Source organism: Rhodococcus sp. WS1, assembly GCF_003797745.1.
Lineage (GTDB): Bacteria > Actinomycetota > Actinomycetes > Mycobacteriales > Mycobacteriaceae > Rhodococcus_F > Rhodococcus_F erythropolis.
The window spans coordinates 1231950-1246460 of record NZ_RKLZ01000001.1; the positions used below are offsets into that span (position 1 = coordinate 1231950).

The window sequence follows — 14511 nt, forward strand, 5'->3', positions numbered from 1 at the left end:
TGGAGCATGACAATTTTCGAATGGATCCTTGCAATCCCCGCTCTTGCACTTGCCGTCGCGTTCCTGTTTTCCGGAATCATCACTGCGGGCATCGACTTCGACACCGAGGATGGCGTCATGACGCATTGATGTCCGGTTCCCTCTAGCCGTCGATCTTACTTTGGAGTAAGTTACCGACCATGGCCACATACATCGTCACTGGCGGCACCGGGTTCCTCGGACGAGCTGTACTACCGCTCCTGCTCGAGCATGATGAAACTGCTCAGATCCACGTGCTGGTCAGAGCGGGTTCTGTCGCAAAACTCGAAGCACAGGTGTCGGCAATTCCCGGCGGCGATCGAGTGCATCCGCTCGTTGGCGATCTGACCGAGCCCGAGCTGGGCATCGACTCTCCCCCGCCGGCCGACCACGTCCTTCACCTCGGCGCGATCTACGACATCACGGCCGGAGACGAGCAGGCTTCGACGAATGTCGAGGGCACACGCTCCGTGGTCGAACTTGCTGCGAAACTGGGAGCCACCCTTCATCACGTGTCATCGGTCGCAGTCGCAGGCGACTATCCGGGCACGTTCAGCGAGACCGATTTCGATTGCGGCCAAGGCTTTCCGACGCCGTACCACCGAACCAAGTTCGAGGCCGAGAAGCTCGTTCGAGAACGAGAAGACCTCACCTGGCGTGTTTATCGGCCGTCTGCCGTGGTCGGCAACTCCGTCACCGGAGAGATGGACAAGATCGACGGACCGTATTACTTGTTCCCAGGTCTGGCGCTACTCGCGAAACTACCTGCAGCACTACCTGTCCCGATCCCCAACCTCGGGGCAACCAACGTGGTGCCGGTCGATTATGTGGCCGCTGCCCTCGTCGAGTTGATGCATGTGCCCGGCCGTGACGGCGAAGCATTCCATCTCGTCAATCCGAAACCTCAACCGGTACGCGAAATCTATGCCGGCCTCGCCAAGGCCGCCGGAGCACCGCGGCCCGCGCTCAGCCTGCCGGGCGTGATCGCCAAACCCTTTGTCTCGCCATTGCCGATGGACTCGGCAGAATCGGCACGAAAAGTCTTCCTCGATCGCATCGGCATGCCTGCGGCGTTGCTCGACAACATGACGATGGCGCCGACCTTCACCTCCGAGAGAACCGTTGCCGCCCTCGCCGGATCAGGCCTGACGGTCCCCGAGTTCGGCTCCTACTCGACGGTCTTGTGGAAGTACTGGCGCGCAAACCTCGATCCCAATCGCGCACGTCGCAACCATCCCGAAGGACCACTTGTCGGTCGGATAGTCCTGATCACCGGTGGCTCGTCCGGAATCGGCAAGGCCTCTGCCATCGCCGCCGCCCAGAAAGGCGCCACAGTTCTCCTGATCGCACGCCGCACCGACGAACTCGATGCCGCGGTACAGGAGATTCGATCAAGCGGAGGCAAAGCGTTCGGTTATCCCTGCGACATCACCGACGACGAGTCGGTCCAGCACACGATCAAAAGCATTCTGACAGAACATGATCACGTGGACATGTTGGTCAACAACGCCGGCCGATCCATTCGGCGCGGCATTTACCATTCCACGGATCGTTTCCACGACTACGAACGAACGATGGCCGTGAACTACTTCGGCGCTGTGCGATTGGTTCTCGCATTGTTGCCCACCATGCGTTCTCGCCGCTTCGGTCACATCGTGAACATCAGCAGCGCGGGAGTCCAAGCGGCAACGCCTAGATTCTCGGCCTACGTGGCGAGCAAGGCCGCCCTCGACGGTTTCTCCGACGTAGCGGCCTCCGAAACCCTGGCAGACGGAATCACTTTCACGACCATCCACATGCCGCTGGTCGAAACGCCGATGATCGCTCCGACCGGCGAATACAACAACGGCCCGATCACCAGCCCGGAAAAGGCTGCGGCAATGGTGATCCGCGCGCTGATCGAACGCCCCAAGCGCATCGACGTGCCACTGGGCACTCTGGGTGATCTGGGAACCTTGTTCGCACCGCACACCAAGGACCGGATTCTCAACCAGATGTACCAGGCCTTCCCAGACTCCCCGGCGGCAAAGGGGCAGGTAGACAAAGAAACTCCGTCAGACGTTCCGGCAACACCGTCGCGTCAACGCCATTCACGCTCACGCATCCGCAAACTCGGCCGACGCGCCGCCCGACTCGTGCCCGGAACGCACTGGTGACCGGTGGTGTGACTTCGCCTCGTAGCGTGTTGGCCACCGCAAGGGATCTGCAGTGCTAGTCATCAGAATCTATCCTGACCATGGCCATCCCAGTTCACTATGGCCGTCGAAGGAATTGATTGTCGTCCCGCCGCAACGGTTCCCGCAGGCATACGTTCTCCCGAGCCAAATGGGGATCGACGACGAACTCGGAGAGAAGATACTGGCGTGGACTGATCGCTTCCAAAAGTTCTTTGTGACTGAGATCGACGGCTTCGCGATGCGACCGAGGTGGCGTCCAGGGATCAACGTTTTCGACTGGTACGACGAGGGCTATCGGATTGTGGGCGAACTTCGCGCACGGTTTCCGGACGTGCACGTCAAACCTGAATTTGCCCAGTACGTCTTTTCGGTCAACGAGCGTCGGGAAAGCATGGGGCTTGTGCCGGTCAGCCTTCCGAACGAACCCAAGGCCGGGCACATAAGCATCACTGAACTCCTGCACCCCAAATGAGTTTCAGAGCCATGGCGATGAATGCGATCGATACTGCGGCAGTGATCGAGTTTTCCCATCCGAGGGCGAAGTAAACTGCGGAAGAATCGAAATCCACTGCCTTGCAAGAGGCTACGGGAAACGGGATCCAGGCCCATCGTGTTTCTTCGAGTAATCCGATTCCATACGAACTTGATCTACAAAGCTCCGATGCGGACGCTGGGAACCCCCAACGTGAGGTCACTCCGAAACTCACGATCAATCCAAGAACACCGACGACCAGCATGAGTGCGCAAATATTGAGAGTACGTGACTTTTCTCGGGGTGAAGTCATTGGCACACAGTACTTCGGCTTTCCGTCAGTTCGCTGACACTGCACATTGTTCCGAATACGAGATCAATTAGCTGACGACCCTGCGGATCTCACTCTCGGACGCATTGGCGCCCGTACAGACGACGGCAACACGCTTGTCCGCGAAGGTGTTCGGATGTGCGTAGACCGCAGCAAGTGCGGCCGCACCGGCGCCCTCACTCAAAGTGTGTGCGTCGAAAAGGAGAGCCCGCTGCGCGAGGGTGATGTCATCGTCCGTGACGAGCAAGAAACCACCTAGCCGTTCTCGCATGACACGTTGAGTCAATGAGAATCCGGCCCCGGTCGCGAGCCCTTCGACACGAGTGGCGTTCGGGCGCTCGACACAAGTGCCGGAAGTCCACGAGTCGTGCGCCGCTCGTGCGGCCTCCGACTGCACCGCGAACACCTCCAGGTGCGGTGCAAGCGCACTGGCGACGAGGCAAGCGGCCGCCGCACCACTGCCACCACCGACGGGGACGACCACGGCGTCCAGATCTGGCTGCTGCTCGACGAGTTCGACGTACGCCGTGGCAACACCGGCGAGGATTGCCGGCTCATTGGCGGCGCTGACGAGACGCAGGCCGTCACGTTCGCTGATGAACTCTGCGTGAGCGCGTGCCTCGTCGAAGTTTGCGCCGTGCTCGATGAGCACGGCCCCAAGCATGCGGACAGCGTGAGCCTTGACCGGATTCGCCCCAGCCGGCATCACAATTACGCACCGCACGCCCGCATCCGCTGCGGCATACGCCAGGGACTGAGCATGATTTCCCGTCGAGTAGCCGATGATGCCTCGGGCCCGCGTCGGCTCATCGAGTCCAGCCACCAGGTTCAGTCCACCGCGAACCTTGAACGCACCTGTAGGTTGCACGTTCTCATGTTTGACGAACAACTGGCTGCACGAGCCCGCTCCCAAGGTCGGGTGCGATATCAGGGGCGTGACCGGTAGGTGGCGTCGGACAACCTGACTTGCACGCTGAATGTCCGCCCATGTGGGTGGTTGTAGCCCGGTTGTTGCCGCGAGATCAGGTACCTGTGCCATGTGGATCACCCTGTCAAACACTGATTCATAGGTCTAATACATGTTTTCGTCGAAAGCATCGAAATCCTCTATGATTTCGTCATGCTCGATCTGATTCGACTTAGGGTCTTGGTCGCTGTCGCGCAGGAAGGATCGGTGACAGCCGCCGCCGATTCGCTCGGTTACGCGCAGCCCTCCATCAGTCACCACCTTCGACAGCTCGAATCGGAAGTCGGAGTTCCGCTGTTCCAGCGAGCCGGTCGTGGGCTTCGTCTGACGGATGCCGGTGCGGTACTGGTTCGGCGCGCCACGGAAATTCTCGGTCACGTCGACGCTGCCGTAGCCGAAGTCGAAACGTACGCGGGACTGAGGGCGGGGCGGGTACGACTTGCCGCATTCCCGTCAGCCCTGGCGAGTTTGATTCCGCAGGCGATGGCAGCGTTCACATCCCAGTACCCCGACGTGTCCATCAGCCTCGTTGATGCAGAACCACCCAAAGCACTTGCAATGCTTCGTAACAACGACGTCGACGTAGCTGTCGTTTTCGCACACGCGGATACCCCGGATGTGGGGCTGAAGCACGTCACCCTAACGACGTTGCTGGACGATCCGTTGTACCTGATCACCTCTGCGCGGAATGCAGATGCCGCCAACGAGATCACGGACTACGCCGGTGAGACCTGGATTGCAGGCTGTCCGAGCTGCCGCGCCCACCTTCTCACCGCCTGCAATCGAGCTGGGTTCGTTCCACGGATCGAGTTCGAGACCGACGACTACGTCGCGGTCCAAGCGCTGGTCGCCTCCGGAAGCGGAGTCAGCACCCTTCCGGCCCTCGCTCTCCATGCACATCAGAACCCGGGTATCCGCGCACACCGCATTCCCGGCGAGCGACGCACTGTCTCCGTCGCAACCTACGGGAAACCTCCGCTCGCTCCCGCCATCGACGCGTTCGTCAGCACCCTCGCGGCGACATCCAACTCCGTGCGAGAGCGGTTCGAACTGGATGGGCACCTGTAGGCGATGAGATCACGGCTGCACCGCACTACCCAGTCAGTGATGGCCTGCCGACAACCGCGACGATCAGCGCGGCAAGTTCACCTTCGGCGTCCTCGGGCGAGAGCACTCCGACTACCGCCGCGTGCGAGAGGGCCTCTGCAGCACCGAATATCGCAGTCATCGATGATTGTCCAAGCCCGTCGGCACTGAAAGGAGCCAGCACCTCGCGACAACGCTCTGAATAGGCGCGTTCCGACTCGCGCTTGACCTGCTCCAGCTCGGGCGAGCCCTCCAGCGCTGCAAGCACTCCCGTCAGTTCACGCCCCTGTGCCAGTGAACATCCGACATAGGAGTCGGCGATGGCATTCGCCCGCCCGTTCACAGACTCCTCCGCAGCTTCGAGGTATTCCCCGAGCATCACCGTCTGACGATCGTCGAATTCCTTGAAGAGGGCCGCCAACAGCGCAGCGCGGGAGGCGAAATGGCTGTAGACGACCGGCTTTGCAACGCCGGCACGTTCAGCCAACCGGCCGAGGGTCAGCGCATCCGCGCCCTCCTCTCGCACCAGTGCCCACGACACCTCCACGAGTTGTTCGTACCTGTCGGCCCGCGACAGTCTCGTTCGTGCCATCGGACACCTCCTTGCGCTATATACCAATAGTAACCTACTCTTAGTACATAAGCGCACCATCTACCGAAGGAACGCTCATGACCACACTCGTCGTAGTCTCCCACTCCGATCCACAGTCACTTACCCAGCATGTCGCCCGTTCTACCGCCGACGCGATCCGCGACCTGGGTGGCGATGTCGACATCGCGGACCTACATGCCGAGAATTTCGATCCCCGATTCTCCAAAGCCGATGTGAACCTGTTCCGCGGCAAGGGGACTCCCCCGGCCGACGTTGTAGCCGAGCAGGACCGAATCGATCGAGCAGACGATCTGATTCTCGTGTTTCCGATGTACTGGTGGTCGATGCCCGCACTACTCAAAGGTTGGATCGATCGAGTCTTCGTCAGCGGATGGGCGTACGAGTTCACCCCGGGAAGCGAATTCGTGAAGAAACTGGACCGACTCACGGTCCACCTGATCCCGGTCGCGGGTGACGACGCGGAGAGTTTCGAACGCCACGGTGTGTACGAGGCCTTCCAGACACAGATCGAGCGCGGCATCATCGAATACTGCGGTGCCACACTGGGATCGACAACATTCGTTCACGAGTCGGACACGAAGAGCCGCGATACCCTCGCCGCAGAAATCCAAGACCTCAGCGAAAGCATCGCTGCCCGTGTCGCCTACCCTGCGACCGTGGCTTCCCGTTGACGGTCAGACATCGGTCAACTGACGCTTGACCGGCCCGTGACTGCCCAGTAGCGAAGCGTATCCCCCGTGTGACCGAGGTTGCGCGACAACTGATCAGCTGGGCGCACGCTGTCGAGTAGACCACCACACCCTTCGATTGCCTTACGTGAACCCGCGTTCGTTTCGTCGCAGGTAATCAGGACGCGACTGAGCCCCACCGGGTCGCCTGCATACGTGAGCACTTCCCGCAGAGCAGCCGACGCTAAACCTTTCCGGCGTTCCGACGGCCTGACCCCATAGCCGATGTGACCACCGACATCGGCCAAGAACTCATTCAAGCTGTGCCGCAACTGGATAGCGCCGAGATACCTGCCGTCTCGAACGATCCACCAGTTGGTTGCCGGGACAATGTCGGGCCCCGGCACTGCCTCTGGCTGCGCCAACAACTCCTGCACCCACTGCCCGAATCCATCCCGGGAGGCAAGATCGAGATCTAGACGTTGCGCAACTCCCAATGCCGAACCGGGCTGGTCCACCTGCGGTCCGCCCCACTCGTCACGCGACTCCAACCAGGACGCCCACAAGGCCTCGTCAGGTGCAACCAGATCGACAGTCATAGCTGCGATGCTACTTCGCACCTGCAACGGTGCCGCTATTCCCCCGAACCGCCGCTGCCTAAGTCCCGAATCCGCTTGTCACGCCAGCAGACTGTGGATCTGATGGAGTCCGTATCCTCTGCGCCACCTGCCGGCCCATGTGATCGCATTCATCGAGACTGATCGTATGGAACCGACGAGGGAATCACAGTTCTCGAATCGACGTGACGACAACTGGCCTGACCGGTTTGGGCGCCGCGCCGCAACTCGGTGGACGCGGCGCGAGTTCGGAGACCGCCGTCTCGACCATCCACCGCCGTCCGTCCACCTGTGCGACGACGCATGTCCCGTCACTGGCCTGCTCGATGACAGCCAAATCGTCGATTCCGCAGCTGATTTGTTGTCGTACGGCAATTTCCGAAGCCTGCCCCGCAGGAGACCAGCAACTCCGTCCACGCAGGCCTGGCAAATGGACCTGATCTCGGGAAGCCACCTCCACGGCCGTGACACTCTCACCAGCGGACAGACGGCCGTACGTATTGCCGCTCGGCAGCAGGATCATCGACGGCGCAAATCGGTGCCCGCCAGTATGCGAACACTCCCACACCTGGGGTCCGAAGGACGACATCAGCGCTGCGGCAATCGGCCTGCCGAACACAGCGCAGCATTGGTCACGCTTACCGTGCGCACAAACCAAGACGACTGGCTCGTCCACCGAGTCGCCCAATCCTGGTGGAGGGCCGTCGAGTAGCGCGAAATCGATGTCGAGCAGATCAGCCGGTGAATCGATGCGCAACCGTTCGCACCACGAGTCGCTCGGATCGGAGCGCGCGAGCAAGACCGTGTGCCCATCAGTCAGCGGATCGGTGCGGCCTGGTCGCCGAATGAACATGATTCGTACGTCGGCAGCATCAGCTCGCCGACTCAGCTCGGCGGCAAGCTCCTCCCCCAAGGCCGTACCGTCCAGCACGTCACGGCCCCAAGCGGCATTGAATTCGAGGCATACCCAACCCCGCACGACGGCAGCGCTGCCTGCCAACGGTTCGTCAACAGCAGACAGCGCGGAACAGGTCTCGGCTTCGATCACGAGCCCTATTGTGTCAGCCACGTTGAAAGTCGATCAGCCATCCCAGTCAGCTCAGTAGAACTTCTTGCCCTCCGCGAGTTGGTTCACGAACTTCTCGATCCGCCTGGCGCGTGTCTCCGGACGCTTTGCCTCCTGCAGTCGGTACGCGATGGTGAATCGATTCGTGGAATTGAGCGTCGCGTAGAACTCGCGAGCCTTCGGGTTTTCCGCAAGCGCATCGAGAAAGTCCTTCGGGACCTCGGCCTTGGCTGCTCCCTCGTACGCGCGATCCCAGCGACCGTCGGCCTTGGCCTTCTCTATCTCAGCGATGCCGGATGGCTCGAGAAGTCCCGCAGCGTCAAGGCGGGCGACTATCTCGACGTTGCGTTTGGACCACGGACTCCGCGCAGTGCGACGCGAAAACTTCTGCACGAAAAAATCGTCGTCGATTCGCCGGGAGAGGCTGTCGATCCAGCCGAAGCACAGGGCAACGTCCAACGCTTGGTCGTAGTCGATCGAACTGTGTGACGAGGTCTTCTTGGCCATTTTCAGCCAAAGCCCGGGGACCGCCTCGTGGTTCTCGCACAGCCATCGACGGAACTCTTCTCCGTCAGCGAAATATTCGGTACCGAGTTCGACTGCCATCAGTGCTCCTCATTTTCGCGATACCCATACTCTGACAAAACCCTGCGACAAATATCCGAAAGTTCCGAGTGCGAGCACCCATTTGGCAGTACTGACCGTCGAGGCGGCGCGAACCCTCGAGTCGGTGATGCTGTCGCGATGATCGAGGAAATGGAGGCCGACCACGTTCTCGACGTAGTCGCCCGCCGCCGACAGCACCGGCGCTACGGCAAGCGCACGCCGAGTTGCGGCCGAAAGGGGAACCCGCTCTCCGAGCCGCTTGCCTGCGGACCGCAAAGCCATCGCGTAGATCGCGGGATGTACGAAGTCCGGGTAGTAGTGACTACGAAATCGCGCCGTGGCCTCCGCATCCATGGAGTCCAAGATCTCGAGGTACCGACGAGCGGAAAACGCCGTCTGCACTTCCAATACTTTAGGAGCCACCGGCCCGAGTAAACGCGCAATGTTTGCTTGTGAGACAACAAAAGCGGTGGTCCACAGTGCCATCGCCTTCGCGGAGCCGGTTGGTGCCATGCCACGATCGTGCCATCTTCGAACAACAGAACGGGATGACCCGACGGAAAAGCTCCACAAAATATGCGTGAGGTTGTAAAAAGCGGGCATCCCGTATCGATCATCGGTCCGATAGCGGGGAGCGCGCATGTCGCCCAAGTCCAACCCGACTGTTCTGTTCATCCACGGACTCTGGATGCACCCGACCACGTGGGATCCCTGGGCGCAGGTTTTCAACGCGCAGGGGTACTCCACGATGGCACCCGGATGGCCAGGGGATGCGTCCACGGTGGGTGAGACGCGCGAACACCCGGAGGACATCGCGGGACACGGCATCGACGACGTGACGGACCACTACGCCAAGGTGATCGCTGATCTCGACGAACCACCGATCGTGGTCGGGCATTCGTTCGGAGGTTTGATCGCGCAGAAACTGCTGGGCCAGAAGTTGGCGACCGCGGCAATTGCCATCGACCCCGCTCAGCCCAAAGGTGTGTTGAAACTTCCTCTCGTTCAGCTTGGAAGCGTGTTCCCTGTCCTGTCCAACCCCGGCAACTACCGGAAGGCCTACTCACACAACAGAAAATCGTTCCACAAGTCCTTCGCCAGCGCCGTGTCCCAGGACGAGTCCGACGCCCTGTTCGAGCAGTATGCAATTCCCGCCCCCGGACGGCCGTTGTTCGAGGCAGCACTCGCCAACTTCGCGCCCCACAGCCCCGCTGCAGTGGATTTCAACGCCCGCCGCGGCCCCCTCCTGATGATCGGCGGCGGTAAGGATCGCACAGTACCGAAGGCCAGTTCGGACAGCTCGTTCAAGAAGTACGCCAAGGCCCCGACGATCAACGAATACAAGGTATTCGGCGACCGAGGTCACTCGCTGACCATCGACCACGGTTGGCGTGAGATCGCCGATTACAGCCTTGCCTGGCTCGACAAGCAGGGCATGAGCCCGCCACAAGGCAAGCACGAAAGTCAGTCCTAGCCGAACGCTTGAAACCGACGACGGTACACCTGGGGCGAGATTCCGAGATGAGTCGAAAATGCTCGTCGTAGGGATTCCGAACTGCCGAATCCCGCCAACTGCGCGGCTTCGGTCACCGAGTGGCCGGCATCGAGGAGCGCCTTCGCAGAGTCGAAACGGATCAACTCGACGTATTTGGCCGGCGTCGTCCCTAATTCTTCGCGAAAGAGCCTCGTCAGATGACGCGGGCTCAGGTGCGCCAGGGCAGCCAGTTGCTCGACCGAGTACTCCCCCGCCGGATCGGCCGCGACGGCGTCGACCACTTCTCGCAGCGCAGGGACCCGAGGCCTCGGCCCACTGAGCGAGGGCGAAAACTGTGACTGTCCGCCTGGACGCTGGAGAAATACCACCAGAAGTTGTGCGACGCGTCGAGCCATTTCTGCACCATGATCACGCTCGAGCAATGCGAGCGCGAGGTCGATGCCCGCGGTCACACCCGCAGACGAGAACACCGCGCCATCCTGAATGAAGATGGCGTCAGGAACCACCGTGATCTGTGGATAGGCGCGCGCCAGCGTTGCCGTGTGTTGCCAATGTGTCGTTGCGCGGCGTCCGTCGAGCAATCCACTCGCCGCAAGAATGAATGTCCCGGTACAGATCGAGGCGACCCGGCCCGAACGCCCCGCCAGATCGCTTGCTGCCTCGCGCAGTTCCGGACTCACCGGCGTCGACGGGAACACGTCTCCACCCATGACCAGCAACGTGTCGAAAGAACCGGAATCTACAACGTCACGGTCGACCGGAATGCGCATCCCGGTCGACGAGTCGACATCGTGTCCACCTACCGAGCAGATCACCAACTCGTAGTTCGCCCCGCCGCGATTGGCTTCCGCGAACACCTCACTCGGACCTGCGACGTCGAGCAGTTTGACGCCGTCGAACACCAGGACGGCAACTCGATGCACTGCGGTCACGATGCGCTCTCCTTCGTCCTGATCTGTGGACAGTATGGCCGAGATCAGGGTGCGCCCGCGGGCGTGCTCGACCGACACTGGGATAGACCGAGAAATTCGCAGCAACGACGAGCAGAGCAGGTACCGATGACCACGATCATTGCCGGTGTGAAAATCCCCGATTCGAAGATGGCTGCCGACGCCACCGAGCTGGTACGAGATACGGCGTCCGAGTTACTGTTTCACCACTCGCGACGTGTCTTCCTCTTCGGATCGCTTCAAGGAGCGCGTCTGGGTCTGCAGGCCGACCCCGAATTGCTCTACGTCGGCGCCATGTTCCACGACCTGGGGCTCACCGCGAAATTCCGGGACAGTACGTCACGTTTCGAATTGGACAGCGCCGACGAAGCGCGGCGATTCCTCACCGGCTACGGAGTCGACGAAACCGACATCCGCACAGTGTGGGAAGGCATCGCTCTGCACACGACGCCCGAGATCCCCTCCCGATTGGAACCCGAAATCGCCTTGGTGACAGCGGGTGTGGAGACCGACGTACTCGGAATCGGATACAGCGAACTCGACCAGGCCGACATTGACGCCGTCACCGCGGCTCACCCGCGCCCGGATTTCAAGAATCAGATCTTGAAGGCTTTCACCGAAGGCTTCAAGCACCGTCCCGAAAGTACATTCGGGACGGTCAACGCTGACGTACTCGAACATTTTGTGCCGGGATTTCGGCACATCGATTTTGTCGAGGTCATCCAGAACTCGGCTTGGCCCCAATAGAATTCGCTGTCATTTGGCCGCCTCACTCATCGCAGCGGCATCTTCCGCCCCGAACTTTTCCTCGAGGGTCTCCGGCGAATAGTCGAGGTCGATCTCGGCGACGTCGCGCCCGCGCGCGGACTCGATCGCCGAAAGTCGGCGCTGCGCACGGTCTGCGGCGTACTCGAGGAACTCCTGATTGTCCAAACCGAACGGCTGCACCTCGAATTGATCGTTGACCCAGTTGATCATTCCGAGTGCCATGGGCATGAGTTCACCCATCCGCTGCTGGACGACGTCCCAGTTGTGATCGTCGGCAGCTACGTGCCTTCGGCAGGTGAACGTCCCCCAAGCCATGTGCCGTCGCTCGTCGTCACCGATCTTTCGCACCAATTGCTGCATGCCAGGCAGGATTCCGCGCGTCGCACAGACTTTCTGCCAGGCGTAGTAGCCCGTCAACGCCAAACTGCCCTCGATGACGTGGTTGTACGTGACGCTGGCACGCACCTGGTTGACCGGACTCGGATCCGTCTCGAGAATGCGTAGCGACGAAGGCAACTCCTCGTAGAACAGTTGCCGGTAGTACGGATTGTCAGCGACGTAGGAATGCAGATCGCTGGTCAATCCCACTTCGTCCATCCACAGCCGAAAGACCTGGGTGTGCTTGGCTTCCTCGAAACAGAACTGCGTCAAGTACATCTCGTCGCCGAATCGCCCCTCAGTCGACATCGCTTTCATGAACGGTTGAATGTCTTCGGTGACGGCTTCTTCACCGGCAATGAACTGCGCGCACAGGAAGGTGGCGCTGCGCTGCTGCTCGCTGGTCAGCTCCTGCCAGTCACGAGCGTCCTGGGAAAAATCGAGGTCGGTTGGGTTCCAGAATTTGGCATTTCCCTTGGTGAACAATCGGAGTGGGAACGAATCCCAGTTCAACCCTCCCGACCGAAGAGTACTGAAACCTTCTCGCCCCGGCGAGGTGACAGTCATGACATTCCTTCTTCCCGAACCGAAGACAGATGCCCCATCAGCATGCCCGCAGAACTGAAACGTGAATCAGTTTTGGCGAAATTCGATCTATTCCTTCAGAGAAACGCCCTTGGTCTCCATCACTGCGAAGAGCTTGGCGTTCATCTGAGCCGCCAGATCCGGCCGATACGAGCCGATATTGAGCGGATTGGCTAGATTGTTCAGTTCCAAGGGGTCGGCTTGTAAGTCGTAGAGTTCGTATTGCGGCGCAGCAACTCCCGCAGGATCGAAGTACATCGTGTACTTCCACCGGCTCTCCCGGATGCAGCGGATGTGATTGGGCTGCGTGACGATGTTCTGACCGTCGGGCGTCGCACAATTCTGATCGTCGTAGGTGAACAGAATCGTGTCCTGAACCTGCGCGCTGGGACCGTGGGGGTAGGCGGCAGCGTCGATGATGACCGGTGTCAGATCGGTACCCGAGAAGTTCCACGATTCACGCGCTGGCGCTTGGGCGAGAGTGGCGAGAGTGGGCATCACGTCGATCAACGACGCCAAGGCGTCTGTGCGAACGGGTTCGGGAAACAGCAGGGGGTTGCTGATGACCAGTGGAACGCGCAGCGTTTCCTCGTAGGCGTTGAACACCTTCTGCCGCAAACCTCCGTGGCTCATCCCCATCTCTCCGTGATCGGACATCCGTACGATCACCGTGTCGTCGAGCATCTGCGGGGTGGCTTCGATCGCGTCGAGCACGCTGCCGATGTGTTCGTCGACCACCTTGTGCATGTAGGCGTAGAAGTTGATGTAGTTGCGTGCCTGATCAGGCCCGAGCAGCGGCCCGAGCCCGGCTGCGAGTAGCAATTCCGACTGAACCTGCGCTGTCGGTTTGTGATTGAGTGCCAGGATCTCGTCGAAAGTGGGCGGCAAGTCGATCCCCTGCTCGAAGGCACCTGGCGCGTCCGATCCATAGTTGTCGCACGTTCCGTTCATCGCATTCCAGGTCTGGGGGTACGCGAGGACGTCGTGTGGGTTCACGAACGAGACGATGAGCGCCCAAGGCTGCCCGGATGCGACCGCAGATCCGGAGAGGAAATCGACTGCCTCCTCGGCAACACGGCGATCATGGTCGGCGCACCCGCCACCGAAGTGGTCAGGATTGGTGTCCTGACCCGCGTCGGGGGGAATCCACCCTTCGAAGCCGAATCCCGCTACATCGTCACTTGTCGGATCACCACCCTCGACGCCTTTGCTCAGATGCCACTTCCCCCGGTACTGAACGTTGTAGCCGGCCGACGCCAGCAGCTTTGCCATGTTCTGCTCGGAGACTTGTAACTGTGGCTCGGTGGGTGAGACAGTGCCGCCTTCGGTGAGGGTTCTGGTGACCCCGTGCTGCGCGGGAAAGAGGCCGGTGAAGAACGTACTACGACTGGGCGAGCACATCGCGGTATTGCACACTGCCTGGTCGAACGTCAGCCCGTGATCGGCAATCCTCTTGCGGTTGGGCAGATTCTGATCAGCCCAGCCCTGCGGCCAATACATCGGCCGGCGCTCCTGATCGGTGATGATGACAACGATGTTGGGTTTCTGCGGAAACCGATCGGCGGGCGATGCTTTCGTCGGCGCCGCGCTCGCCGCGCCGGTTGCCACGTCTGCCACTCCGGCGAGGACAAGAGCACCGACGCCACCGAGGAACGTCCGGCGCGGCAATGAATGACAGTGCGATGCAGGAACGTTCTCTGGGTTCACGGGCGTC

16 protein-coding genes are annotated in these 14511 nt (G+C 60.7%); 7 read left to right on the forward strand and 9 right to left on the reverse strand.

Annotation, left to right across the window (positions count from 1 at the left end):
* Positions 1 to 6 precede the first annotated feature (6 nt).
* From EEB12_RS30755 to EEB12_RS05690, 3 genes are all read left to right on the forward strand, one after another.
* Positions 7 to 129 carry a hypothetical protein gene (locus tag EEB12_RS30755; protein WP_019747629.1) on the forward strand — a complete coding sequence of 41 codons (123 nt, stop codon included), beginning with the start codon at positions 7 to 9 and terminating at the stop codon, positions 127 to 129.
* A 50-nt stretch (positions 130 to 179) separates the two neighbouring features.
* A complete protein-coding gene (locus tag EEB12_RS05685) occupies positions 180 to 2174 on the forward strand; it encodes an SDR family oxidoreductase (RefSeq protein ID WP_141487501.1) in 1995 nt (664 codons plus the stop codon).
* Between the two features lie 169 nt (positions 2175 to 2343).
* Entirely contained in the window at positions 2344 to 2667 is a 324-nt protein-coding gene (locus tag EEB12_RS05690; protein ID WP_019747627.1) for a hypothetical protein, read from the forward strand.
* A gap of 380 nt (positions 2668 to 3047) precedes the next feature.
* Here the strand turns inward: EEB12_RS05690 and EEB12_RS05695 are convergent, their stop codons facing one another.
* On the reverse strand, positions 3048 to 4037 hold the full coding sequence (locus EEB12_RS05695) for a threonine/serine dehydratase (protein ID WP_181447637.1): 990 nt from the start codon (positions 4035 to 4037) through the stop codon (positions 3048 to 3050).
* Between the two features lie 81 nt (positions 4038 to 4118).
* Between EEB12_RS05695 and EEB12_RS05700 the strand changes: the two genes are divergently transcribed.
* Entirely contained in the window at positions 4119 to 5033 is a 915-nt protein-coding gene (locus EEB12_RS05700; protein ID WP_141487502.1) for a LysR family transcriptional regulator, read from the forward strand.
* A 25-nt stretch (positions 5034 to 5058) separates the two neighbouring features.
* On the opposite strand, the gene EEB12_RS05705 is transcribed toward EEB12_RS05700, so the two are convergent.
* On the reverse strand, positions 5059 to 5643 hold the full coding sequence (locus tag EEB12_RS05705; RefSeq protein ID WP_141487503.1) for a TetR/AcrR family transcriptional regulator: 585 nt from the start codon (positions 5641 to 5643) through the stop codon (positions 5059 to 5061).
* A gap of 77 nt (positions 5644 to 5720) precedes the next feature.
* Between EEB12_RS05705 and EEB12_RS05710 the strand changes: the two genes are divergently transcribed.
* Positions 5721 to 6335, forward strand: a complete 615-nt coding sequence (locus tag EEB12_RS05710; RefSeq protein WP_141487504.1) for an NAD(P)H-dependent oxidoreductase — start codon at positions 5721 to 5723, stop codon at positions 6333 to 6335.
* A 14-nt stretch (positions 6336 to 6349) separates the two neighbouring features.
* Here EEB12_RS05710 and EEB12_RS05715 read toward each other — a convergent pair whose 3' ends face one another.
* From EEB12_RS05715 to EEB12_RS05735, 4 genes are all read right to left on the reverse strand, one after another.
* Positions 6350 to 6931, reverse strand: coding sequence for a GNAT family N-acetyltransferase (locus EEB12_RS05715; protein ID WP_021332472.1), 582 nt, complete (start codon positions 6929 to 6931; stop codon positions 6350 to 6352).
* Positions 6932 to 7115: 184 nt separating this feature from the next.
* Positions 7116 to 8018 (reverse strand): sucrase ferredoxin, encoded by a 903-nt coding sequence (locus tag EEB12_RS05725; RefSeq protein WP_372436777.1) that lies wholly within the window; start codon positions 8016 to 8018, stop codon positions 7116 to 7118.
* 30 nt (positions 8019 to 8048) lie between these two features.
* Positions 8049 to 8621, reverse strand: a complete 573-nt coding sequence (locus tag EEB12_RS05730; RefSeq protein ID WP_070796130.1) for a YdeI/OmpD-associated family protein — start codon at positions 8619 to 8621, stop codon at positions 8049 to 8051.
* A gap of 9 nt (positions 8622 to 8630) precedes the next feature.
* A complete protein-coding gene (locus tag EEB12_RS05735; RefSeq protein ID WP_141487506.1) occupies positions 8631 to 9134 on the reverse strand; it encodes a hypothetical protein in 504 nt (167 codons plus the stop codon).
* Between the two features lie 127 nt (positions 9135 to 9261).
* Between EEB12_RS05735 and EEB12_RS05740 the strand changes: the two genes are divergently transcribed.
* Positions 9262 to 10095 carry an alpha/beta hydrolase gene (locus EEB12_RS05740; RefSeq protein ID WP_019747617.1) on the forward strand — a complete coding sequence of 278 codons (834 nt, stop codon included), beginning with the start codon at positions 9262 to 9264 and terminating at the stop codon, positions 10093 to 10095.
* On the opposite strand, the gene EEB12_RS05745 is transcribed toward EEB12_RS05740, so the two are convergent.
* Complete coding sequence (locus EEB12_RS05745) at positions 10092 to 11048, reverse strand: GlxA family transcriptional regulator (protein ID WP_024487375.1); 957 nt, start codon at positions 11046 to 11048, stop codon at positions 10092 to 10094. The two genes, EEB12_RS05740 and EEB12_RS05745, sit on opposite strands and share 4 nt — an antisense overlap.
* Positions 11049 to 11174: 126 nt before the next feature.
* On the opposite strand from EEB12_RS05745, the gene EEB12_RS05750 reads away from it, so the two are divergent.
* The gene (locus EEB12_RS05750) at positions 11175 to 11813 is read left to right on the forward strand and encodes an HD domain-containing protein (RefSeq protein ID WP_019747615.1); all 639 of its coding nucleotides are present in this window, start codon (positions 11175 to 11177) and stop codon (positions 11811 to 11813) included.
* 9 nt (positions 11814 to 11822) lie between these two features.
* Here EEB12_RS05750 and EEB12_RS05755 read toward each other — a convergent pair whose 3' ends face one another.
* Together EEB12_RS05755 and EEB12_RS05760 are read right to left on the reverse strand one after the other, a co-directional pair.
* Entirely contained in the window at positions 11823 to 12779 is a 957-nt protein-coding gene (locus EEB12_RS05755) for a R2-like ligand-binding oxidase (protein ID WP_019747614.1), read from the reverse strand.
* A gap of 87 nt (positions 12780 to 12866) precedes the next feature.
* Positions 12867 to 14504: a sulfatase-like hydrolase/transferase gene (locus EEB12_RS05760; protein WP_141487507.1), complete on the reverse strand. Its 1638-nt coding sequence runs from the start codon at positions 14502 to 14504 to the stop codon at positions 12867 to 12869.
* Between the last annotated feature and the right edge of the window lie 7 nt (positions 14505 to 14511).

Excerpts from the sequence above, each read along its gene's own strand:
- EEB12_RS05710 (WP_141487504.1), top strand. The coding sequence starts at position 5,721 with ATGACCACACTCGTCGTAGTCTCCCACTCCGATCCACAGTCACTTACC.
- EEB12_RS05715 (WP_021332472.1), bottom strand. The coding sequence starts at position 6,931 with ATGACTGTCGATCTGGTTGCACCTGACGAGGCCTTGTGGGCGTCCTGG.
- EEB12_RS05695 (WP_181447637.1), bottom strand. The coding sequence starts at position 4,037 with ATGGCACAGGTACCTGATCTCGCGGCAACAACCGGGCTACAACCACCC.
- EEB12_RS05750 (WP_019747615.1), top strand. The coding sequence starts at position 11,175 with ATGACCACGATCATTGCCGGTGTGAAAATCCCCGATTCGAAGATGGCT.
- EEB12_RS30755 (WP_019747629.1), top strand. The coding sequence starts at position 7 with ATGACAATTTTCGAATGGATCCTTGCAATCCCCGCTCTTGCACTTGCC.
- EEB12_RS05685 (WP_141487501.1), top strand. The coding sequence starts at position 180 with ATGGCCACATACATCGTCACTGGCGGCACCGGGTTCCTCGGACGAGCT.
- EEB12_RS05705 (WP_141487503.1), bottom strand. The coding sequence starts at position 5,643 with ATGGCACGAACGAGACTGTCGCGGGCCGACAGGTACGAACAACTCGTG.
- EEB12_RS05735 (WP_141487506.1), bottom strand. The coding sequence starts at position 9,134 with ATGGCACCAACCGGCTCCGCGAAGGCGATGGCACTGTGGACCACCGCT.
- EEB12_RS05690 (WP_019747627.1), top strand. The coding sequence starts at position 2,344 with ATGGGGATCGACGACGAACTCGGAGAGAAGATACTGGCGTGGACTGAT.
- EEB12_RS05755 (WP_019747614.1), bottom strand. The coding sequence starts at position 12,779 with ATGACTGTCACCTCGCCGGGGCGAGAAGGTTTCAGTACTCTTCGGTCG.
- EEB12_RS05730 (WP_070796130.1), bottom strand. The coding sequence starts at position 8,621 with ATGGCAGTCGAACTCGGTACCGAATATTTCGCTGACGGAGAAGAGTTC.
- EEB12_RS05740 (WP_019747617.1), top strand. The coding sequence starts at position 9,262 with ATGTCGCCCAAGTCCAACCCGACTGTTCTGTTCATCCACGGACTCTGG.
- EEB12_RS05700 (WP_141487502.1), top strand. The coding sequence starts at position 4,119 with ATGCTCGATCTGATTCGACTTAGGGTCTTGGTCGCTGTCGCGCAGGAA.